General features: G+C 59.9%; 14 protein-coding genes. 2 read left to right on the forward strand and 12 right to left on the reverse strand.

What is annotated here, in order from left to right:
- Nucleotides 1-42: 42 nt before the first annotated feature.
- The 6 genes from DW925_RS00430 to DW925_RS00455 all read right to left on the reverse strand — a co-directional run bounded on the left by DW925_RS00430 (nucleotide 43) and on the right by DW925_RS00455 (nucleotide 12,167).
- Nucleotides 43-4,518 (reverse strand): DNA-directed RNA polymerase subunit beta', encoded by a 4,476-nt coding sequence (locus DW925_RS00430; RefSeq protein ID WP_199577009.1) that lies wholly within the window; start codon nucleotides 4,516-4,518, stop codon nucleotides 43-45.
- Nucleotides 4,519-4,524: 6 nt separating this feature from the next.
- A complete protein-coding gene (locus DW925_RS00435; RefSeq protein ID WP_233540203.1) occupies nucleotides 4,525-7,953 on the reverse strand; it encodes a DNA-directed RNA polymerase subunit beta in 3,429 nt (1,142 codons plus the stop codon).
- A 349-nt stretch (nucleotides 7,954-8,302) separates the two neighbouring features.
- A complete protein-coding gene (locus DW925_RS00440) occupies nucleotides 8,303-9,211 on the reverse strand; it encodes a UTP--glucose-1-phosphate uridylyltransferase (protein WP_117786148.1) in 909 nt (302 codons plus the stop codon).
- A 314-nt stretch (nucleotides 9,212-9,525) separates the two neighbouring features.
- Nucleotides 9,526-9,903: a 50S ribosomal protein L7/L12 gene (gene rplL / locus DW925_RS00445; protein WP_006235005.1), complete on the reverse strand. Its 378-nt coding sequence runs from the start codon at nucleotides 9,901-9,903 to the stop codon at nucleotides 9,526-9,528.
- Between the two features lie 102 nt (nucleotides 9,904-10,005).
- Complete coding sequence (gene rplJ / locus DW925_RS00450) at nucleotides 10,006-10,527, reverse strand: 50S ribosomal protein L10 (protein WP_055250258.1); 522 nt, start codon at nucleotides 10,525-10,527, stop codon at nucleotides 10,006-10,008.
- A gap of 503 nt (nucleotides 10,528-11,030) precedes the next feature.
- Complete coding sequence (locus tag DW925_RS00455; protein ID WP_117790127.1) at nucleotides 11,031-12,167, reverse strand: pyridoxal phosphate-dependent aminotransferase; 1,137 nt, start codon at nucleotides 12,165-12,167, stop codon at nucleotides 11,031-11,033.
- A 93-nt stretch (nucleotides 12,168-12,260) separates the two neighbouring features.
- Here DW925_RS00455 and DW925_RS00460 point away from each other — a divergent pair, with 93 nt between their 5' ends.
- Nucleotides 12,261-12,923, forward strand: coding sequence for a hypothetical protein (locus tag DW925_RS00460; RefSeq protein ID WP_117790128.1), 663 nt, complete (start codon nucleotides 12,261-12,263; stop codon nucleotides 12,921-12,923).
- A gap of 1 nt (nucleotide 12,924) precedes the next feature.
- On the opposite strand, the gene DW925_RS00465 is transcribed toward DW925_RS00460, so the two are convergent.
- From DW925_RS00465 to DW925_RS00485, 5 genes are all read right to left on the reverse strand, one after another.
- Nucleotides 12,925-13,488, reverse strand: a complete 564-nt coding sequence (locus tag DW925_RS00465) for a DNA-deoxyinosine glycosylase (protein WP_117790129.1) — start codon at nucleotides 13,486-13,488, stop codon at nucleotides 12,925-12,927.
- 3 nt (nucleotides 13,489-13,491) lie between these two features.
- On the reverse strand, nucleotides 13,492-14,868 hold the full coding sequence (locus tag DW925_RS00470) for an alpha-amylase family glycosyl hydrolase (protein WP_117790130.1): 1,377 nt from the start codon (nucleotides 14,866-14,868) through the stop codon (nucleotides 13,492-13,494).
- A 153-nt stretch (nucleotides 14,869-15,021) separates the two neighbouring features.
- The gene (locus DW925_RS00475; RefSeq protein WP_117790131.1) at nucleotides 15,022-16,218 is read right to left on the reverse strand and encodes an MFS transporter; all 1,197 of its coding nucleotides are present in this window, start codon (nucleotides 16,216-16,218) and stop codon (nucleotides 15,022-15,024) included.
- A 175-nt stretch (nucleotides 16,219-16,393) separates the two neighbouring features.
- The gene (locus tag DW925_RS00480; RefSeq protein WP_147330888.1) at nucleotides 16,394-17,215 is read right to left on the reverse strand and encodes a hypothetical protein; all 822 of its coding nucleotides are present in this window, start codon (nucleotides 17,213-17,215) and stop codon (nucleotides 16,394-16,396) included.
- A gap of 96 nt (nucleotides 17,216-17,311) precedes the next feature.
- Nucleotides 17,312-18,685, reverse strand: coding sequence for a 6-phospho-beta-glucosidase (locus DW925_RS00485; protein WP_117583084.1), 1,374 nt, complete (start codon nucleotides 18,683-18,685; stop codon nucleotides 17,312-17,314).
- A 175-nt stretch (nucleotides 18,686-18,860) separates the two neighbouring features.
- Between DW925_RS00485 and DW925_RS00490 the strand changes: the two genes are divergently transcribed.
- Nucleotides 18,861-19,613, forward strand: a complete 753-nt coding sequence (locus DW925_RS00490) for a MurR/RpiR family transcriptional regulator (RefSeq protein WP_158550125.1) — start codon at nucleotides 18,861-18,863, stop codon at nucleotides 19,611-19,613.
- 62 nt (nucleotides 19,614-19,675) lie between these two features.
- Here DW925_RS00490 and DW925_RS00495 read toward each other — a convergent pair whose 3' ends face one another.
- Complete coding sequence (locus tag DW925_RS00495) at nucleotides 19,676-21,340, reverse strand: PTS transporter subunit EIIC (protein ID WP_158565715.1); 1,665 nt, start codon at nucleotides 21,338-21,340, stop codon at nucleotides 19,676-19,678.
- Nucleotides 21,341-21,467 lie beyond the last annotated feature (127 nt).

Below are 21,467 nucleotides of genomic sequence, written 5' to 3' on the forward strand. Positions count from 1 at the left end.
AGCGACGGAGGTCGCCGCCGTTCGTTAGAACGGCGGAACTAATTACTCCTCCTCGTTGTCCTTGGCCTCTTCGGCGTCGTCGGTGTCCACGAGCTGGTTAAGCAGCTCGTCGAGGGAAGCCATGTCCTCGTTGATGGCACCGTTGGCGGGAGCCTTCTTGTCGTCGATCGGAGCGCCCAGGAGCTCCTCTTCGTCGTCGGCGTGATGCGTCGGAGCGGAGGTGCCCAGCAGGATGTCGTCCGGACCGTCGGGGCTAAAGACCATCTGCAGCAGCTGCGAGAGGTCTTCCTCGTCGGCAACGTCGTCGTTGTTCTCGAGGATGTAGAGCAGGTCGTGGGCCTCGAGGCCATCACGGAGCTCCTCGATCGCCTTGGCACCGATACCATCGATGCGCAGCAGATCCTCCTCGGACTTGCCGACCAGGTCGCCGACCGTCTCGATGCCGACCTCGCTGAACTTGTTGGTCCAGCGCTGCGACACGCCCAGGTCGTCGAACAGGTACAGGCGAGCCTTCTCGGCGGAGATGGTATGGCCGTTGCGGGTGAACGAACCGTCAGCACCACCGAACTCATCGTAGCCGGCCCAGTCGAGCTGCTGCGGGAGCTGCTCGTCCAGGTCCTTGAGCTCCACAGGGGCCCACTCAGGCAGCGACTTGGCGTTGGGCGAAGCCGGGCCGTCGATGTCCACGTAGCCGTCGGCCGTGCGATACGTCAGCTTGGCGTTGGCATACGGTTTGAGACCGGTACCAGCCGGGATCTTCTTACCGACGATGACGTTGGACTTAAGGTCGAGCAGGTGGTCGACCTTGCCCTCGATGGCAGCCTCGGTAAGGACGCCGGCGGTACGGATGAACGAAGCGCTCGACAGCCAGGAGTCGATGTTGGACGCGACCTTGAGCGTACCCAGGATGACGGGCTCGGCCACGGGAGCCTGACCGCCCAGACGGGCAACGCGCTCGACCTCGTCAGCGAACTCGTAGCGGTCGACGTACTGACCAAGCAGGTACTTGGAGTCGCCGGGGTTGGTGATCTGAACGCGACGCAGCATCTGACGTGCGAGCACCTCGATGTGCTTGTCGTTCAGGTCGACGCCCTGGCTGGTGTAAACGTCCTTGACGCTCTCGACGAAGGTGTGCATCGTCGACTCGATGTCGGTCAGCTTGCGCAGGTTGCGGAAGTTGACGAAGCCCTTGGTGATCTGGTCGCCAGCGCGAACCTCGCAGCCGTCCTCGATCTCGGGCATAAAGCGCACCGAAGCGGGGACGCGACGCTCGTCGAGGACACGGGTGTGATCCTCGGAGTCGGTGAGCGTCAACACGTACTCGGACTTCTCGGGCTTAATCGAGAGGTGGCCGGAGTACGGAGCCAGCTCGGCCTCGCGACCCAGAATCTTCTCGTTGACGTTGCCGACGATATCGAACATACGGCTGACCGTAGGCAGACCCTGCGTAATATCGTCGACGCCAGCGACGCCGCCGGAGTGAATGGTACGCATCGTAAGCTGCGTACCGGGCTCGCCGATGGACTGGGCGGCAATAATGCCGACGGCAGTACCGATGGCGACCGGACGACGGGTGGAAAGATCCCAGCCGTAGCACTTCTGGCACACGCCGTACTTGGAGCGGCAGGTGAGCAGTGCGCGAAGCTTGACCTTCTTAAGGCCGGCATCGACCATCTTCTGGATGTCAGCGACCTTCTCGATGTAGCCGTCCTGCTCAAAGAGCACGGTGCCATCGGGAGCCACGACGTCCTCGATGAAGCAACGGCCGACGAGGTCGGTGTTGAGGTCGGTGGTGCCGGGGATGATGAGGTTGTAGGTGACGCCCTCGTGCGTACCGCAGTCCTCCTCGCGGACGATGACGTCCTGGGCCACGTCGACCAGACGACGGGTCAGGTAACCAGAGTCCGAGGTGTGGGATGCGGTATCGACCAGGCCCTTACGGGCGCCGTAGGTCGAAATGAAGTACTCGAGCGGCAGCAGGCCCTCGCGGAAGTTCGCCTTAATGGGAAGGTCGATCGTCTCGCCGGACATGTCTGCCATCAGGCCACGCATGCCGCCGAGCTGACGCAGCTGGGTCTTAGAACCACGGGCGCCGGAGTCGGCCATCATGTAGAGCGGGTTCTCCTCGTCGAACAAGTCGAGCATGAGCGCTGCGACCTTGTCGGTACAAGCGGTCCACTCGTTAACGACTTCGATGTGGCGCTCCGTCTCGTTGATGAAGCCCTCCTCGAAGTACTCGTTGATCTGGTCGACGTTGGTCTGGGCGCGGTCGAGCAGCTCCTGCTTCTCGGCAGGGATGAGAGCGTCCCACACCGAGATGGTGAGGCCGGCGCGGGTAGCGTAGTGGAAGCCGGAGTACTTGATGGCGTCGAGGATCGGACCGACCTTGGCCTCGGGATAGCGATCGCAGCAGTCCGCAACCAGCTTGGCCACATCGCCCTTGACCATCTTGTAGTTCATGAACTCGTAGTCTTCGGGCAGGCACTGGCGGTTGAAGATGATGCGGCCGATGGAGGTCTCGAAGCGCGCGGTCTTGTTGCCGGTGACGTCGTAGTCGACGAACTCATTCTTGCCGTTCTTGACGCGGAAGATACGGGTGCCGTCCTCGTTGATGACATTGGCGTCGGCAGCGGACACGCGGACCTGAATCTTGGCCTGCATGTCGACCTCGGAGCGGCAGTCATAGGCGTGCAGCGCGTCGTCGAAGCTGGCGAACACGTGGTTCTCGCCCGGCAGACCGTCGCGGACCTGGGTGAGGTAGTACACACCGATGATCATGTCCTGTGAGGGGATGTTGACCGGCTTGCCGGATGCCGGCGAGCGCAGGTTGTTCGCAGAGAGCATAAGCACGCGAGCCTCGGCCTGAGCCTGGCTGGACAGCGGCACGTGGACAGACATCTGGTCGCCGTCGAAGTCGGCGTTGAAGGGCGAGCAGACCAGCGGGTGCAGGTGGATAGCCTTGCCCTCGACCAGCACCGGCTCAAAGGCCTGAATGGACAGACGGTGCAGGGTCGGTGCGCGGTTGAGCAGCACGACGCGGCCGTCGATGACCTCTTCGAGGATATCCCACACAAAGGTGGCACCGCGGTCGATAGCGCGCTTGGCACCCTTGATGTTCTCGACCTTGCCAAGCTCGACCAGGCGCTTCATGACGAAGGGCTTGAAGAGCTCCAGCGCCATGGTCTTGGGCAGACCGCACTGGTGCAGCAGCAGCTTGGGGTCGGTAACGATAACCGAACGGCCGGAGTAGTCGACACGCTTACCCAGCAGGTTCTGACGGAAACGGCCCTGCTTGCCCTTGAGGGCCTCGGCGAGCGACTTGAGCGGGCGACCGCCACGGCCAGAGACCGGGCGACCACGACGGCCGTTGTCGAACAGGGCGTCCACGGACTCCTGGAGCATGCGCTTCTCGTTGTTCACGATGATCGCAGGGGCGTCCAGGTCGAGCAGGCGCTTGAGTCGGTTGTTACGGTTGATCACGCGACGATACAGGTCATTGAGGTCGGACGCGGCGAAGCGGCCGCCGTCGAGCTGGACCATCGGGCGCAGATCGGGCGGAATGACCGGGATGACGTCCAGAATCATGTTCGCGGGGCTGTTGCCGCCCTTCAGGAAGGCGTCAACGACCTCGAGGCGCTTGACGGCCTTCTCGCGCTTCTGCTTCTGGGAGTCCTCGTCGGCGATGATGGCCTTGAGCTTCTCGGCCTCGGAAGGAAGGTCGATGGCAGCGAGCAGGTCGCGGACGGCCTCGGCACCCATGCCACCCTTGAAGTACATGGAGTAGTAGCGGGTCATCTCGCGGAACAGCGGCTCATCGGAGATGAGGTCGCGCTCGGTGAGCTTCATGAAGGCGTTGAAGGCGTCCGTGCGGAGCTGCTTCTCGTCCTTGCACTCTTCCTCAATGTCGACGATGCCAGAGGCGATCTCCTCGGGGGTCAGCGGCTCCTCGTCGGAGAACTCGTCAAAGTTCTCGGGGTCGCCCTGCTCCTTGAGGGACTCGATCTGGCGGGCGCACTCGGCATCGATCTCTTCCAGATCGGCGGCGAGCTCCTCGCGCAGGTCGTCGGCGTCGGCCTCGCGGGCCTCATAGTCAACCTCGGTGATGATGTAGCTGGCAAAGTACAGAACCTTCTCGAGGTCCTTGGACTTGATGTCGAGCATACGGCTCATCGGGAAGCTCGTGGGGCTCTTGAAGTACCAGATGTGGGACACGGGAGCGGCGAGCTCGATGTGGCCCATGCGGTCGCGACGCACCTTGGCCGAGGTGACCTCGACGCCGCAGCGCTCGCAGACGATGCCCTTAAAGCGGATGCCCTTGTACTTGCCGCAGGAGCACTCCCAGTCCTTGGCGGGACCGAAGATCTTCTCGCAGAACAGGCCGTCCTTCTCGGGCTTGAGGGTACGGTAATTGATGGTCTCCGGCTTCTTGACCTCACCGTGCGACCAGGAACGGATCTGGTCGGCGGAGGCAAGGGAGATCTTTACCGAGTCAAAATCAGTAGCTTCGAAATCTGCCACAGTCAACTACTCCTTATCAGTGGTCGTGGCGGCGACAGCCTCGGGTGCCTCGGCGGTCTCGGCATCCTCGGCCTCGACGTCGGCGTCAACGCCGGCGAGCGCAGCCAGGTCGTCGAGAGCAGAGGTCTCCTCGGCGGTCACAGGGGCGGAGGCGTCCTCGTCGGCATCGTGCATGGGCTCGATGTCCAGTGCGAGGGAGCGGATCTCCTTGACGAGAACCTTGAAGGACTCGGGAATTCCCGGGACCGGAACATTCTCGCCCTTGACGATGGACTCGTAGGTCTTGACGCGGCCCACGGTATCGTCGGACTTGACGGTCAGGATCTCCTGCAGGACGTTGGAAGCACCGTATGCGTACAGTGCCCAAACTTCCATCTCGCCGAAGCGCTGGCCGCCGAACTGGGCCTTGCCGCCCAGAGGCTGCTGGGTAACCAGGCTGTAAGGGCCGGTCGAACGGGCGTGGATCTTGTCGTCGACCATGTGGCCGAGCTTGAGGATGTAGGACGTACCCACGGTAATGGGCTCGCGGAACTCCTCGCCGGTGCGGCCGTCGAACAGACGGGTCTTGCCGCGCTCGTCAAGCTGGGTGACGAACTCGGGGCGCATGTGATCGCCAAAGGCAGCGGTGGCCTTGTTGAGCATGTTCTTGTTGGCGCGACGGATGACCTCGGCGATCTCGTCCTCCTTGGCGCCGTCGAAGACGGGCGTCGCGGTGAAGAACGGACCGGGGACGTACTTGTCGGAGTCGGCATTCTCGGTATCCCAACCGCAGGCGGCAGCCCAGCCAAGGTGGCACTCGAGCAGCTGGCCGACGTTCATACGCGAAGGAACGCCCAGCGGGTTGAGGATAACGTCGATCGGGGTACCGTCAGCCATGTAGGGCATGTCCTCGACCGGCAGAACGTTACAGATAACACCCTTGTTGCCGTGGCGGCCGGCGATCTTATCGCCCTGCTGGATCTTACGACGCTGAGCGACGTAGACGCGCACCTGCTCGTTGACGCCGGGGGCCAGGTCGTCGCCGTTCTCGCGGCTAAAGCGGACGACGTCGATGACGCGGCCGTAAGCGCCGTGAGGCATCTTAAGGGAGGTGTCGCGGACATCGTGCGCCTTGGCACCGAAGATGGCGCGCAGCAGGCGCTCCTCGGCGGTCAGAGCGCTCTCGCCCTTAGGCGTGACCTTACCGACCAGGATGTCGCCAGGGCCGACCTCGGCGCCGATACGGATGATGCCGTCCTCGTCGAGGTTGGCAAGCATGTCCTCGGAGAGGTTCGGGATCTCGCGGGTGATCTCCTCGGGGCCGAGCTTGGTGTCGCGGGCGTCGATCTCGTGACGGGTGATGTTGATGGTCGTCAGCAGGTCCTCGGCCACCAGGCGCTCGGACACGACGATACCGTCCTCGTAGTTAAAGCCTTCCCACGGCATGTAGGCCACGGTGAGGTTCTGGCCCAGTGCGAGCTCGCCATGATCGGTCGAAGGACCGTCAGCCAGGGGCTCGCCCTGTTCAACGGTATCACCGACGCGCACGAGCGGACGGTGGTTGATGCAGGTGGACTGGTTGGAACGCTGGTACTTGGCCAGGTGATACTCGTCCATGCCGCCGGCATGCTTGACGATGATCTTGGCGGCGTCGGCAAAGATGACCTCGCCGGCGTTCTTGGCCAGGGTGACCTCGCCGGAGTCCAGAGCGGCGCGGCGCTCCATGCCGGTACCGACATAGGGAGCGGCGGGGTGAACCAGCGGCACGGCCTGACGCTGCATGTTAGCGCCCATCAGCGTACGCTTAGCGTCGTCGTGCTCGAGGAACGGAATCAGCGTGGCTGCGACGGAGAGCATCTGACGCGGCGAGACGTCCATGTAGTCAACGTCCTCGACGGGCACGTCGGCGGGAGCGCCGAAGGAGCCGTCGAAGTCGCGGGTACGGGCGATCACGGTGTGCGGGCGGACAAGCTTGCCCTCGGCATCGGTCGTGATGAACTCGTTGGTCTTGGGATCGAGCGGCGTGTTGGCCGGCGCGATGACGTGCTTCTCTTCCTCGTCAGCGGTCATCCAGTCGATCTGGTCGGTGGCAACGCCGTTCTCGACGCGACGGAACGGAGCCTCGATGAAGCCGTACTCGTTGACGCGGGCGTAGAGGGCGAGCGAGCCGATCAGGCCGATGTTGGGGCCTTCGGGGGTCTCGATCGGGCACATGCGGCTGTAGTGCGAGTTGTGAACGTCGCGGACGGCCGTCGGCACGTTGGTGCGGCGGCTGGAGCCGGACTTGTGGCCGGCAAGACCACCAGGGCCGAGCGCGGACAGACGGCGCTTGTGGGTCAGACCGGTCAGGGGGTTCGCCTGGTCCATGAACTGCGAGAGCTGCGAGGAACCGAAGAACTCCTTGATGGAGGCCACGATCGGGCGGATGTTGATGAGCGACTGCGGGGTGATCTCGTCGATGTCCTGGGAGCTCATGCGCTCACGGACGACGCGCTCCATACGGCTCATGCCGATACGGAACTGGTTGGCGACGAGCTCGCCGACGGTACGGATGCGGCGGTTGCCAAAGTGGTCGATGTCGTCTACCTTGAAGCCCTGCTCGCCGGCAGCGAGGGACAGCAGGTAGCGCAGCGTAGCGACGATATCCTCGTCGGTGAGCACCGTGACCTCTTCCTCGGTGGTGAGGTTGAGCTTCTTGTTGACCTTGTAACGACCGACGCGGGCCAGATCGTAGCGCTGCGGGTTAAAGAGCAGACCCTCGAGCAGGCTGCGGGAAGCGTCCACGGTGGGAGGCTCACCCGGGCGCAGGCGACGGTAGATCTCGATGAGGGCGTCCTCGCGAGTGAGGGCGGTGTCGCGCTCCAGGGTGCGCTTGATCACATCGGAGTTGCCGAGCAGCTCGATGATGTCGTCGTTGGTGACGGCGATGCCAAGGGCGCGCAGGAACATCGTGGCGCTCTGCTTGCGCTTACGGTCGATGGAGACCATGAGCTGGTCGCGCTTGTCGACCTCAAACTCAAGCCAGGCACCGCGGGACGGGATGATCTGGGCCTTGTAGATCTGCTTGCCCGAATCCATCTCGGAGCTGTAGTACACGCCCGGGGAGCGGACGAGCTGCGAGACGACGATACGCTCGGTACCGTTGATGATGAAGGTGCCCTGATCGGTCATCATGGGGAAGTCGCCCATGAAGACGAGCTGCTCCTTGATCTCGCCGGTCTCCTTGTTGGTGAGACGGACGTCGGTCAGAAGCGGAGCCTGATAGGTCATATCCTTCTCGCGGCACTCCTCGACGGTGTGCGCGGGGTCGCCGAACTGATGCTCGCCGAAGGTAACCTCGAGAACATGGTTCTGGCTCTGGATGGGGCTGGATTCCTTGAACGCCTCACGAAGGCCCTCGTCCTTAAAACGCTCAAAGGATTCCCTTTGAACAGAGATAAGGTTGGGGAGCTCCATGGCCTCCGGGATTTTCCCGAAGCTGACGCGCTTGCGCTCAGTGGCAGTGTATGCGTAGGTCACCAGGTTTTTCCTCCTTCACGGAAATGCTCGGTGGGTTGGCGAGGCATGGCTTCGCCAGTTATCGCAACCTAATAGTTTATCAGGTACCGACTGTTGGGCAAGAAAAGTCTTGACGCGATTGAGTTTTTGGAGTAGCAAAGTTTTTCGACAGAAAACACGCAGGTAGATGTATGTATATCGAACATCTGTTCATATATTTTCTGTGAACAGAGAGCAGCAATCGCAGCTCTTATAAAAAACGGGCGCGAACCGAGGTCCACGCCCGTAAATGTCGGTGCCCGAAGGCTTACTTGCGCATCAATCCGCCGCGCTCGTCGATGGCGTCCCAGAAGGCATCGGCAAAGCGGGGGTCGTTTGCAGCCATGAGGGCGTTAGTGGCCATCCAACCAGAGGGAGTGCCAGTGTCGTAGCCCGACAGCGGGTCGATGACGACGGCGTACATGGCCTCGCGGTCGAGCGAACGGGCCATGGCGTCGGTGAGCTGGATCTCGCCGCCCTTGCCGGCCTGCTGATCTGCCAGCAAGTCCATGACCAGCGGGCTCAGCAGGTAGCGACCGACGATGTACAGGTTGGACGGAGCCGCCTCGGGAGCGGGCTTCTCGACCAGACCGCCGATGCGCCAGACAGCGCCCGGCTCGGCATCGGCAACGCCCTCGGCGCCCTCGAGCGAACCGACGCGCTCGCCGGCGATAACGCCGTAGCGGCTGACTTCCTCGGGCGAGCAAGCAGCGACGGCGATAACCGAAGCGCCACCGTGCTCCTTGGAAACGGCGAGCATCTTGTCGCAGATATCGCGGTTAGGCACAACGTAGTCGCCCAGAAGAACCAGGAAGTTCTCCCCTGCCACGGCGTCGGCAGCAGAGCGAATAGCATGGCCGAGGCCCTTGGGCTCGTACTGATAACGGAAGTCGACCGGCATACCGCCAGCGTGGGCGACGGCATCGGCATAGGCGTTCTTGCCGCGCTCGCGCAGCAGGTTCTCGAGCGAGCGATCAGGCTGGAAGTAGTTCAGTAGCTCGGGCTTACCGGGAGAAGTAACGATGATGGCATCGTCGACCTCCTCGGGCTCGAGCGCCTCCTCGACGACGTACTGAATGACGGGCTTGTCGAGCACCGGCAGCATCTCTTTGGGCGTGCACTTGGTGCCAGGCAGAAAACGCGTGCCAAGACCGGCGGCGGGGATGATTGCCTTCATGTTATTCAAAGATCCTTTCGCAGGCGCAAAAGCGCCCCATGCGTGCGGCACACAGCCGCAGACCAAATTGCGATACTCAAGCATCTTACCGCTGGAACTATATGTCGCTACAAGGCAGAGACAATTCTTCAGCAGGTCAACGCAAATTATTGCTCGAATGGTGCAATTTTATTGCCCAACGGCAGGGCACCCGATACGACCCAAATCACAGAACATGGCAGTTTGAGCAACCGATGCCGAGGGACCGATAAACAAAAAAGACGGGGCTCGCAATGCGAACCCCGTCTGCAAAGGAATCTGGCGAGAAAGCCTGATTACTTGAGGGTGACAGCAGCGCCAGCAGCCTCGAGCTTCTCCTTGGCAGCCTCGGCGTCCTCCTTCTTGGCACCCTCGAGAACAGCCTTGGGAGCGCCCTCGACGACCTCCTTGGCCTCCTTCAGGCCAAGGTTGGTGAGCTCACGGACGGCCTTGATGACCTGGATCTTGTTGTCGCCGAAGCCCTCGAGCACGACGTCAAACTCGGTCTTCTCCTCGGCCTCAGCAGCGCCAGCAGCGGGAGCGGCGACAACAGCAGCAGGAGCAGCGGCGGAAACGCCGAAGGTGTCCTCGATAGCCTTGACGAGCTCGGAAGCCTCGAGAAGGGTCATTTCCTTAAGAGCATCGATGATCTCATCGGTGGTAAGCTTAGCCATTTCTAAGTCCTTTCGGTTTCCGTGCGGATGCACGGAGATCAGTTAAAACACGGCGCGAATGCGCCAGGGGTGCGGCGTTGCCGCCGCGGGTGAAAACAGCAACTAGGCTGCCTTCTGCTCGGAGACCTGCTGGATCGAACGAGCGAGACCAGAGGAAACGCCGTTGACGCAGACAGCGATGTCGCGAGCGAAACCGGAGATGAGACCGGCGATCTGGCCGAGAAGCTGATCCTTGGTGGGCAGCTCGGCGATAGCCTTAACATCATCAGCGGAAACGGCCTTGCCGTCGGAGATACCGCCCTTGATCTCAAGGACGCCCTTGGACTTAGCAGAGAAGTCCTTAAGGGCCTTAGCGGCCTCGACCGGCTCGGTCTCGTAGAACACATAAGCGACGGGGCCGGCGAGGATCTCGTCGATCTCGGGCTGCTCCTGGTTCTTGAGAGCGATCTTGACCAGGTTGTTCTTGTAGACCTTCATCTCGGCGCCGCACTCGCGAAGCTGATGACGCAGCTCCTGAGCCTGCTTAACCGTCAGACCGTTGTAGTTGACGACGAACAGACCGGCGTTCTCGGCGATACGGGACTCGATCTCTGCAACCTTGTCGATTTTGTACTGCTGGGGCATGAATTACACCTCCTCGAATTCTTTCCGGGCACGGTCCGCCACAAGGACGTGACGGGGGCATGTCCAAAAAGAAAGCCCCCGCGCTGCATGAGCGACGGGGGCGAGAAGACATATCTACTCGACCACCTCGGCTGGCGGGATATCCCATTAAGCTCGCGGGCGATGCCCGTTTGCACCGGCTGTCTCTGGCAGCGGATTCGTGCGTGAACCGAAAGTATTATGTCGGGGACCCTGGCGTCGGTCAACGGGTGCGAGGATTCGTACACAAACCCTGCATACGCTCCGGTCCGAGGGGCCGGGTTGAGATTTTCGCTCGGTCAAGTCCTGGCTCGCACGAAGGCCACATTAAGTGGCCTTCGGCTCGTGCGGAATCTACGAAAATCTCAACCCGGCCCCTCGGACCGGAGCTGCGGTAACTTTGCTGCGAATCCTCGCGCCCGTTGAGCGACGCGCCCCACGCATAACCCTTATGTCGGTAGGCTGATGCGTTGCGTCCCTGATGGCTACAGGGTTGAAACGAAGGTGGACAGGCGGTGGAGGCCTTCGTCTAGGTCTTTGTCGGAGACGCAGTAGCTTAGGCGGATATGACCTTCGGTGCCGAAGCAGTCGCCCGGGACTAGGGCTACGTTGGCCTCTTTGATGGCTTTGATGCAGAAGTCTTCGCTTGTCAGGCCGAATTGTTTGATGCTGGGGAAGGCGTAGAAGGCGCCTGCCGGTTCCACTACGTCGAGGCCCATGGCGTCTAAGGCTGCGAGTACGCGTTCGCGGCGGGCTCGGTAGACTTTGAGCATGGGGGTTGGGTCGACAGTCAGGGCTCGGGCTGCGGCGTCCATCTCGAAGGAGACGGCGCTCGATACTAGGTATTGGTGAGCTTTTGCGATCTCGGCGATGACGGGTGCCGCTGCCGCGAGCCAACCCAGGCGCCAGCCGGTCATGGCCCAGGGCTTGGAGAAGCTCTCGATGACGACCGTCTGCTCGCGCAGCTCCGGGCGTCGCTGGGCGAAGCGCTCGTAGCCGTCCACATAGACGAGGCGGTTGTATACGTCGTCGCAGACTACGTAGATGCCCGCCTGGTCTGCCACGCGCGCCACGGCGTCGAGCGACGCCGTATTGAGGATGCAACCCGTAGGATTGTTGGGCGAGCAGATGACGATGGCCTTGGTCGCCGGCGTAACGCAAGCGCGCAGCGCTTCCTCATCGATCTGGAATTGCGCAGGCTCCGTATCCAAAAAGACCGCCTTGGCGTGGTTGGCCACGACGATGCTTTCGTACAGGCCAAAGGCCGGCGTGGGGATAATGACCTCGTCGCCGGGGTTGAGCATAGCCATGAATGTTGCCGACAGGGCCTCGGTCGCGCCATCAGTCAGGATGACCTCGTCGGCCGAAAACGCAAGGCCCGCGTCCCCCATGTAGGCAGATAACGCCTCGCGCAGGGCGGGGCGACCGTTGTTCGGCGGATAGTGCGTGTCACCGCGGTCCAGTGCGGCGGTCACCTCGGCGCTAATCACATCGGGCGTGGGAAAATCGGGCTCGCCGAGCGCGAGCGCGATGCACCCCGGATGCTGGGCGGCGAGCGCGTTGATCCGGCGGATACCGGAGGGCTTGAGCGTGGCAAGCGAGGTATTCATGGGCAGACGCATGGCGTTCCTTTCGTAAGGGTTGCACTAGGATAGCGCGGCGAGGCGCCGTCAGACGGTGTAACCTAAACGGAAACGAGCCGGAAAGGAGATGGCATGGAGACGACCGCGCGCGGCGATGTACCAAAAACGCTGCAAACCATTGCGTATATCAGCATTCCCAATAGCGCCGATCTTGAGTTTTTGCTTTGGGACCTGCAGGATGCCATCGCCGCCTATGCACAGCTTTCCGGCACTACACTCCCCCTCCCAGTCGACTTGAAGGCAAATGACGCCGGCAGCGTTGCCGATGGCATCGTGCTGGCCATTGAAGATGTGGCTGACGATGAGACGTTGACAGCTATCGAGCAGACGCTCGAGCGCTTTGGCGGTACGGGAACGCGCGTCTATGCCGCGATTCGAGCCGCACAAGAGGGCACTGAGCAGGCGCGTGGGGCCGCCGTTCGCCTGCACAAGGCATGTGAGCGCCATGACCAATTGTGGTGTGGCGGCGTTGCCATCTGCGCCGGCAGCGGCATTGCGGCGCTTCGTCGCTCCCCGCGCATGGGACTCTTGCGGCGACCGTTTTCGGAAGCGATGGATAAGCTTGTGGGCGCTGTGCGCATGGGCTGCTCCGTCAAGCATGCACAGCGACTTGGCGGTGGCAATGCCGCCAACGTCGACGCCGACGGCATGGTTTGCGCCGAGCCAGCCGTGCCCGCGCCGATCTGGCGAGGCGTTCTAAAACGTCTGGGCACCCACGCTCAAACAAAAATCTAAATTAAATAACAGCCCAGTCAACGGCTTCGTGCCAACGCTCAACAAGACGCTCCAGGCGCCAGGCGGCATTGGCGGGACTTGTCGAGGGCAGGACGATAGCGGGCAGCCCGGTGTGTTCTTGTAGATAGCGCTTGTAGAGCCGGCCAGCTGTACCACCGTTGCATATCACCTGCTCAATGGGGGCTGCGCCGGTAATGCGCTCGATATGTGCCGGCACAACGTTGCGAATGCTCGCGTCGCTTGAGCCCTTGATATCACAGCTCTCGATCACGTCCCACAGGGCCACACCGCCGTTGAGCAGCATGGATCGCTTGGCAGCAATCGAGGCGTCGAGCGTCGCGGGCTCGCCGCTCGCCAAAAAGTCTCCCTCGTTGGGCGGCACGGGCACACCGAGGCACGCGGCCATCACGCGCCAAAAGCGATTCTGAGGGTTGCCGTAATAAAAGGCATTGGCACGCGAGAGCACCGAGGGAAACGACCCCAGCACCAAAACGCGCGAGCGCTCGTCAAACATGGGTTCAAACCCATGCTCAATATGTTGATAGCCCTCGTCGGCAGCAGCCATGGCCTAGGCCCTCAACAGATAACGCACCTCGTAGGGCGCAAGCTCAAGGGAGCCAGCCAGCTCGACCGTGGGTGCATCGTCGGCAAGCAAATCGACAAAGGAGCCGTTGAGCTCGCCGGCGCCAAAGGTGTAAGGCTCGTCCACGGCGTTCACCGCCACGAGCACCGTCGCGCCGTCACAGGCGCGCTCAAACAACAGTTGCTTGTTCTGAATCACCACGTTGCGGTACGCGCCGTAGTTGAGAGCGCGTGCCGCCGCATCGTCGGCCGAGCGCAGGTGCGCGAGCTGCGTGATGAACGCCGTCAGCTCGTTGGGCGCGGGCTCATCGAGCGCAGGCCGCAGCGCCCAGTCGCCATCGGGGCCGCCCTTTCCGCCAGCGATTCCCCACTCGCTGCCATAGTAGACGCACGGGATGCCCGGCATGCCAAAGAGCATGCCATAGGCGGGACGCAGGCACGACTTGTCGGTGAGGATGCTTGCCAGGCGCGGCACGTCGTGGTTGTCGACAAACGACAGCAGGTGTTTGCCACGGTAGATGCACCACGGATCGCCGCCAAACTGGCGATGCAGCGAATGAGCGATCTCGAACATGTTGACCGAGTTAAAGCTGGAGTACAGGCCCTTGTAGCACTCGTAGTTGGTGCAGGAGTCGAGCATCTCGTCGTTGACGATTTGGCTGTAGTCGCCGTGGAGTGTCTCGCCGATCAGCACGAAATCAGGCTTGAGCTCACGGGCAAAGCTATGCAGACGACGCATGAAATCGCGGTCGAGCATGTAGGCGACGTCCAGGCGCAGACCGTCGACGCCAAAGACCTCGGCCCAGCGGCGTACGGACTCGAGCAGGTAATCGACCACAGCGGGATTTTGCAGATTGAGCTTCACAAGCTCAAAATGGCCCTCCCAGCCCTCGTACCAAAAGCCGTCGCCATAGCACGAGTCGCCGTCAAAGCTGATGTGGAACCAATCCTTGTAAGGCGAGTCCCACTTGTGCTCCTGCACATCGCGGAAGGCCCAAAAGCCACGACCGACGTGGTTGAAGACGGCGTCGAGCACCACGCGGATGCCGTGGGCATGCAGCGTGCCGCATACGGCGGCAAAGTCGGCATCCCCGCCCAAGCGACGGTCGATGTGGCGCAGGCTGCGCGTGTCGTAGCCGTGGCTATCAGACTCGAGCGGCGGGTTGATCAGCACGGCGCCAATACCGAGTTTTTGCAGGTAGTCGGCCCATTGGGCGATCTTCATGATGGGCGCATCGGGGTTGGGCGCGGCGTTGGCAGCCTGGGCGAGCTCATCCTCGGCAACGGGCGCGGCGTTTTCGCGCGGAGCTCCGCAAAAGCCCAGCGGATAGATTTGATAGAACGTCGTCTCGTATGCCCACATAACAGCCTCCCAGTAAGCTCAACACAACGCTACCCATTGTATGCCCAGCTTGCATCCCCTTCCCCAAAATAAGTTGCGGTGAAATAGTTCCTGCTTGGGCCTTCAGGGGCCTTAAACAGGAACTATTCCACCGCAACTGATGAGGGGACGTGATTAGGCGACGGGCTTGGCACGGCGGATGGCTGGGAACAGCACGGTGATGGCGAGGATGACGCCCACGACGGCAATCGCCCCGCCCGCGAAGCCAATCCAAGCGATACCGGGGCCCGACACCACGGCGCCGCCGATCGCGGTGCCCGTGCCGATACCCAGATTGAACAGGCCCGAGAAGATCGACATGGCGACGGCCGACGAATCCGCCGGCGTGTACTTGATGAGCTCGGCCTGGAACGCCACGTTAAAGGCCGTGGAGCAGCAGCCCCATAGCGCGCAGACGGCAAGCACCGCCGCGAGCGACGATGCGGCCGGACCCATGAGCAGCAGGGCCGCCGGCACACCGGAGAGCGTAATAGCCAAGAATGGGAACCGGTGCCCGTCGAACAGGCGGCCAAACAGCCAGCTGCCCACCAGACCGGAGAAGCCAAACGCCGTCAGCGTCATGGTGATGGCGCCCGCATCGACGTGCGCGACCTGCGCCAGGAAGGGCTCGATATAGCTGTAGCTTGCGTAATAGCCGGTCGCCATAAAGACCGTGACCGCGTAGAGCGCGATCAGGAACGGGTTCTTGAGCAGCTCGGGCAGCTGCTTAACGGTAAAGCGCTCACCCGCCGGCATGGCCGGGAACACCGCTGCCTGGTACACCACCGCGGCGGCAGAGAAGGCCCCGACCACGGCAAACGTCATACGCCAGCCCACGGCCAGGCCAATGGCGCGGCCGAGGGGCAGGCCAAAGATCTGTGCGATGGAAGAGCCCGTGGCGATCATGCTGATGGCGAGTGCCCCATGGCGCGTGTCAACCAGACGCGACGCCATGATCGAGGCGACCGACCAGAACACGGCGTGCGCGCAGGCAACCACCAGGCGTGCGCAGACCAGAATGGGATAGGTCGGCGCCACGGCGGACAGGAACTGGCCCAGCGAGAACACGGCAAGCACGCCCAGCAGCATCCGCTTGAACTCAAAGCGCGAGGCAAACACCATAAGCGGCAGCGACAGCAGCATGACGCCCCAAGCATAGACCGAGATCATGATGCCTGCCTGGGCCTCGGTGAGCGAGAACGATGCGGCGATATCAGTCAGAAGGCCGATGGGCATAAACTCCGACGTGTTGAACACGAACGCGCAGCAGGCGAGCCCGATAAGCGGGAGCCACTGCCTGAGTGCGATACCACCTTGCTTTGTTTGAGCCATATAGGAAAACCTCTCCGATCATCTAGAGCGGTGGGCGATTATAGCAATGAGAAGTCTATAAAATGAGCAACAAAAGAATTCTTGGAAAACGATCGTTAACAGATGGCGCGCCAATTCTGCTTAGAAAGCAAGGTACGCAGAAACTCAATGTCGAAAACGCGGCTTCATCTTCGGGCTATCGCGCCTGCTCGGATACGCACAAGGACACCCCCATGAGCACGTCAATTTCGAGCCAACTCGCAACCGCACAATGAACTAGCAAAAGCAGCATATAAGCAAACGCCCCATAATAAAGTCCCTCATGTACAAGCGCCGTCACTGAAAGTGCCGACGGCAGCGCCGCACTCGAAACTACCCATCCAACAAGAACCTGGATAGCGCAACTTGCAACCAGGTTCCATGCCACCAGCAGCGTTGCGGGACGCGCGATTTCCCTGCAGGAGGAACGAAGCACCGTGACCGAACGCATGATGTAGCGTGGTGCAAACCGAATGCCTCGTAGTCCCCTCTGCTCCACGTCCGCATCTTCAATTAACACGAATACGAACGACGCGGAAAGAAGCGTCACGATTACTGCCACCACAAGCGAGCACAACACCCCGAGCTGGCTGCTCGCAAGCGAGGCAAAGACTACAATTGCCGATAAAATCAAGTGAACCAAATAAATTAGCAGCGCCCCAGAAATCTGGAGGGGAACCGTCGAGGCCAAGAGATAAACCGGAGGGGTTCGAGCAGGTTGCACCGTCTCTTTGGACCGGTCGACGGCAAATAATGAAAAAGCCACATTCGATAGAAGCAGGTTTAAAAAGGCCGCGACCACAGTGCAAATAAGCGTAATGGACGGATTGATATAGGCGAGCTCAGTTGCAACGTTTGATACACCAATTTGAAGCGCGCTCATAACAAACAAGGGGATATATAACGCCATCGTGCAGCCACTCCGGCATCCCTTCGCCCGATCGCCCGATTCCAGAAAGACATTGAAGTTCTCTCGCAAGTTCACTCTATACCCGTTTTCTTACTAGGCAGGGCGAACGAGCGCCAATATAAACGCCGGTCCGCCCATCCATGATTTCTAGTTTTAACGTCCAGACTAGTCTGTCCAGCCGTCGATGTAGTCGCGGTTAAGCTCAAAGTACTGCGCGGCGATATCTTTCGCCAAGGAGTACGAATTAACGAGCGGGTGCATCGCGAGGCTCTCGACAATGTCGCGCTTCGATCGGTTAACGATGCCACGCGCCACGGTGCGCTCGTAGTACTTGACGCGACGAATCAATTCGAGGTTTCCCGCGGGCACAGAATCGGCTTCGACGCGATGCGGTACACAGCCATCGGTGGAGATATCGCACGTTGACTCAATGACATCTGTATCGAGAAGGCCGGGGATGGCGCCATTGTTGGGGGTGCACAGGATCATCTGCTGCGTCTTGCCAGAGCGAGCAATATCCATGAAACGGAGCGCGACACCTGCGTATCCGCCAGCATCTTTGCCGTACACGTCAAACGTCCACGGCTTGTCGCGATGAATACCCGTCTCGGCCGCCATGTAATTGTTTTCGCGCATTCCGTACCACTTCTCAAAGCACGCGAGGCCTTTTTCGAAGTCGTTCTCAATATCGATAGATGCAAGCTCGCTCGTCATTTCTCGATTAATTTCTTCAATTAGTTCGCCGCGCGTCTGGGGCGAAGAGAGAACGTTGGCAACGGCGCGCTCGCGATAGTAGAAATAGTATAGGTACTCATTTGGCACGCATCCGCGATTTAGGACGAGGTCCTTCTCGAAGAACCTAAGATCTGTATGAGCATATGCCCCGTCGTCGTGGATCAAGTCGGGCATGATGTCCTCGCCGTCAACCGTCACATTGCGGAAGAACGAGAGGTGGTTGAGTCCATAGCACTCGCCCTGAACCGATGCGGGATCAACGCCTTTATACTCGGCAAACTGATGCAACATGCCCGAGGGGGCATCGCAAATGCCATAAGTAAAATCATAGCCCATATCGCGTAGGGCCTGAGATACGACGCCAGCGGGATTAGTAAAGTTAAACACCTTGACGCCCGGCTTTGCGTACTTCTTGATTAACTCGCAATACGAAGCAAGCGCAGGGACGGAGCGCATGGCAAAAGACACGCCGGCTGCGCCAGTCGTCTCCTGGCCAAGAACCCCATGTGAAAGAGCAATGCGCTCATCGCGAACGCGCATATGGTCCCCACCGACGCGAATCGTCGTGATCACGTAATCGGCGTCCTTAACGGCCTCGACTGCATCGCCCGTCAGTGAAAAATTAAGCGTGGGGCAAAGCATGCCCGAGACATGGGCGGCAAGGCCACCGTAGATGCGCAGCTTCTCGGGATCATTGTCCATAAACACAAGTTCATCGATTCCAAGCGATGACGCCTGCTGGGCTATGCTCTTTGCCAAAAACATGGAGCGGACGCCACCGCCCCCTATGACCGTAAGTTTCATATCGAAACCCCCAATTAGCACATTCAATATTGCATGGTTCGCCTGTGTATGGATATTGTATCCAGCATGGAGGGCCGCTTCCCGCCCCGGCTGCAAGGCAGGAAAGGAATTCCCCAAGGAGTTATTATTTACGCAACGGAAGCGGCCGCACACGTCCGGCGGGAAGGGAGCACCGATGGTTGATAAAAAGCAGATTTCCAAGCTCTACTCAGCCGCAAAGCTATCCGAAACCGAGCAAAGCGTACTCGAATACCTACTCAACAATATCGACACCCTCGATGATATTGGCATAAAACCCGTCGCCATGGCATGCTTTACCAGCATGACGACAGTCATCAGGCTTTCGAAAAAGCTCGGCTACCGTGGCTACCGCGAAATGATGTACGATCTCAAGCACCTTCAGCATGTCTCCCGCGAAATGAATCAATCACTCAAAGACAGTAGCGTCCACTTCGTATGCCACACCGGAGATGTAGACGTATTCATCGCCGCCCTGCATCGCAACAGAATGATCGGAGTAAACGGAGAGGGCTTCTCACGCATCGTCGCGCAGTACATGGCGACCAAGCTCGTTGGACTTGGCTTTTTGGCCGTTATACAGGACTTCCTAGAAACCGATCAGTTTGTCGAATCCAACCGAAATACGCTCAGCTGCATGATGCTCATATCCAAATCGGGCCAGACAGAAGCCATCCTGGAAACCGCAAGGGCATGCCACGACGCGGGCATTACGACCCTCGCGTTTACCGGCAACGAAGACAGCGAGCTCGCCAAGACGGCAGACGCGATCTTTACGATACATGACGATCACCCAATGGATCTTAAGAACGTTAAGCCTAACTGCTTTACCGGAAGTTGTATTCTCGCATTCGAAGAACTATTGAGTATCTGCCTTGACAATCTAAAACAAGAAGGCTTGGCTCCCTAAATCATGCGATAGGAAGCCAAGCCCTGGAATTGCGCTATGCAATTGAAAGCCACTTGCGCGTTTTACTCGTCACCGAGAACTTCGTGCACCTCAGAAGCGACTTCGCCGACACGAGGACCGTAAATGACCTGGATTGCCTTGTCGCTCAGGCGGATAACGCCCATAGCTTCAAGATTCTTGGTGAACACCTCGTCGTCTGCAACCTTAGAACCATCCTTGACAATCACGCGAAGACGTGAGATGCAGTTGTCAAGATCATCAATGTTGTCGGCTCCACCAAGCGCTTCGACAATGCCAACAGCAAGCGCGCTGTCCTTGGTCGCACGGCCCTGGACTGCCTTCTCGGGAGTGCTATCAGACTCGCCCTTTGCCTCAGCGGCCTTTGCCTCGAACTCGGCTCTGCTGTTGATCAACTCAATATCGTCACCATCGTCTCGACCGGGCGTCTTGATATCGAACTTAGTAATAAAGAACCGGAAGAGGAAGAAAGCTGCCAGGAAAAAGGCGGGGAGCAGAATAAGGTACGGAAGCAGATTAAGCTTCTCGGGGCGGAATAAGAATGGGATCAGATCCTTGATATTTCCCTGGTACACCGAAACGCCCATTGCCTCCGAGAGAACTTCACCCAGTCCGGAAAGCGGAGCGTAAACGCCAAAGTAGAGCCAGGGGGCGGCAAACAGGAACGTAAAGAGAATAGGCTCCGTAACGCCAAAGAAAACAGTCGAAATCACTGTGGGGATTAAAAGACCAGCAACCTTCTTGCGGTTCTGGGGCTTGGCACAAGACCACATAGCAAGGGCGATGCCCGGGAACAACGCGTAATCGTTAATGCCATAGCCAGCCATGAAGGCCCTAACCAAGAGCTTGTCGCTACTGGGAGAAGCGAGCTGTGCAAGCTGAATAGCGCTATTGCCCACCACGCGCGTTCCGTCGACGACCATGGAGCCGCCAAGCTCAGTCCAATACATGGGCGTCTCGAGCAGCGGATGCAAGCCAAACGGCACAAGGCTCTCGAGCACCCAGCGATAGACAAACGTACCGACCAGACCGGAGCCTTTCACGAACGTCGCAATACCCGAGAAGCATCCACCGATGACGGGCCAAACGAAGTACATGATGCCGCCCAGGACGCCACCGGCGACCAGCGATACAATGGGAACCGTTCGACTGCCCGCAAAAAACGCCAGCGCCGTTGGAAGCTTGGTCTTGTAAAAACGGCCGGTGATCCAGGCGACCAGGCAGCCCACGATAATGCCGCCAAAGACACCAGAGCTGTAGCCAAAAAAGCCGAGCGAGGTAGTGTAGAGTGCGGACTGCTCACTCGCCTGAATGGACGTAAGGCCGACCTTCTGAAGAGCTTCCACCGTTGTATTGTCGGCAGCCAAGCCAGCTGCTCCAAGCAGAATCTCAACCGTCTTGAGCATGGTGAGATAGCAGACAGGGGCAGAAAAGGCAGCCCAGCCCTTCTCTTTGCGAGACAAGGAGAAGGCGCAGCCGACGGCAAACAAAACACCGAGGTTTCCAATGATTACCTCGCCGAGACCCTTAAATACCGAGAAGAACGTAAAGAGCGGCGAAGCGGCATACCAGTCCCAATTAACGCCAAGGGACACAAGGGTCAGTTCGGTCGTAAAAACGCTACCGATACCCAAAAAGAGACCGGAAATGGCAATGAGCGTAATCGGAACGAGCATTGCCTTTCCGAACGATTGGAATTTTTCTTTCATCAATTCCCTCCTCAATGAGCCTCTACAAACGACTATTGCACCCCACGTCCCCACACAGGCGAAACGGAAGACATGTTCGGCAATAGACACAAAGTGATTGTAGAAAGGGGCACACAAAATGCGCATC

Source organism: Collinsella sp. AM43-1 (assembly GCF_003467925.1).
In the GTDB taxonomy this organism is placed as follows: Bacteria; Actinomycetota; Coriobacteriia; order Coriobacteriales; family Coriobacteriaceae; genus Collinsella.

What these genes read in the sequence shown, in the direction of transcription:
- DW925_RS00435 (WP_233540203.1), bottom strand. Translation starts at nt 7,953, where the DNA reads ATGGAGCTCCCCAACCTTATCTCTGTTCAAAGGGAATCCTTTGAGCGT.
- DW925_RS00440 (WP_117786148.1), bottom strand. Translation starts at nt 9,211, where the DNA reads ATGAAGGCAATCATCCCCGCCGCCGGTCTTGGCACGCGTTTTCTGCCT.
- rplL (WP_006235005.1), bottom strand. Translation starts at nt 9,903, where the DNA reads ATGGCTAAGCTTACCACCGATGAGATCATCGATGCTCTTAAGGAAATG.
- rplJ (WP_055250258.1), bottom strand. Translation starts at nt 10,527, where the DNA reads ATGCCCCAGCAGTACAAAATCGACAAGGTTGCAGAGATCGAGTCCCGT.
- DW925_RS00455 (WP_117790127.1), bottom strand. Translation starts at nt 12,167, where the DNA reads ATGCGTCTGCCCATGAATACCTCGCTTGCCACGCTCAAGCCCTCCGGT.
- DW925_RS00460 (WP_117790128.1), top strand. Translation starts at nt 12,261, where the DNA reads ATGGAGACGACCGCGCGCGGCGATGTACCAAAAACGCTGCAAACCATT.
- DW925_RS00465 (WP_117790129.1), bottom strand. Translation starts at nt 13,488, where the DNA reads ATGGCTGCTGCCGACGAGGGCTATCAACATATTGAGCATGGGTTTGAA.
- DW925_RS00470 (WP_117790130.1), bottom strand. Translation starts at nt 14,868, where the DNA reads ATGTGGGCATACGAGACGACGTTCTATCAAATCTATCCGCTGGGCTTT.
- DW925_RS00475 (WP_117790131.1), bottom strand. Translation starts at nt 16,218, where the DNA reads ATGGCTCAAACAAAGCAAGGTGGTATCGCACTCAGGCAGTGGCTCCCG.
- DW925_RS00485 (WP_117583084.1), bottom strand. Translation starts at nt 18,685, where the DNA reads ATGAAACTTACGGTCATAGGGGGCGGTGGCGTCCGCTCCATGTTTTTG.
- DW925_RS00490 (WP_158550125.1), top strand. Translation starts at nt 18,861, where the DNA reads ATGGTTGATAAAAAGCAGATTTCCAAGCTCTACTCAGCCGCAAAGCTA.
- DW925_RS00495 (WP_158565715.1), bottom strand. Translation starts at nt 21,340, where the DNA reads ATGAAAGAAAAATTCCAATCGTTCGGAAAGGCAATGCTCGTTCCGATT.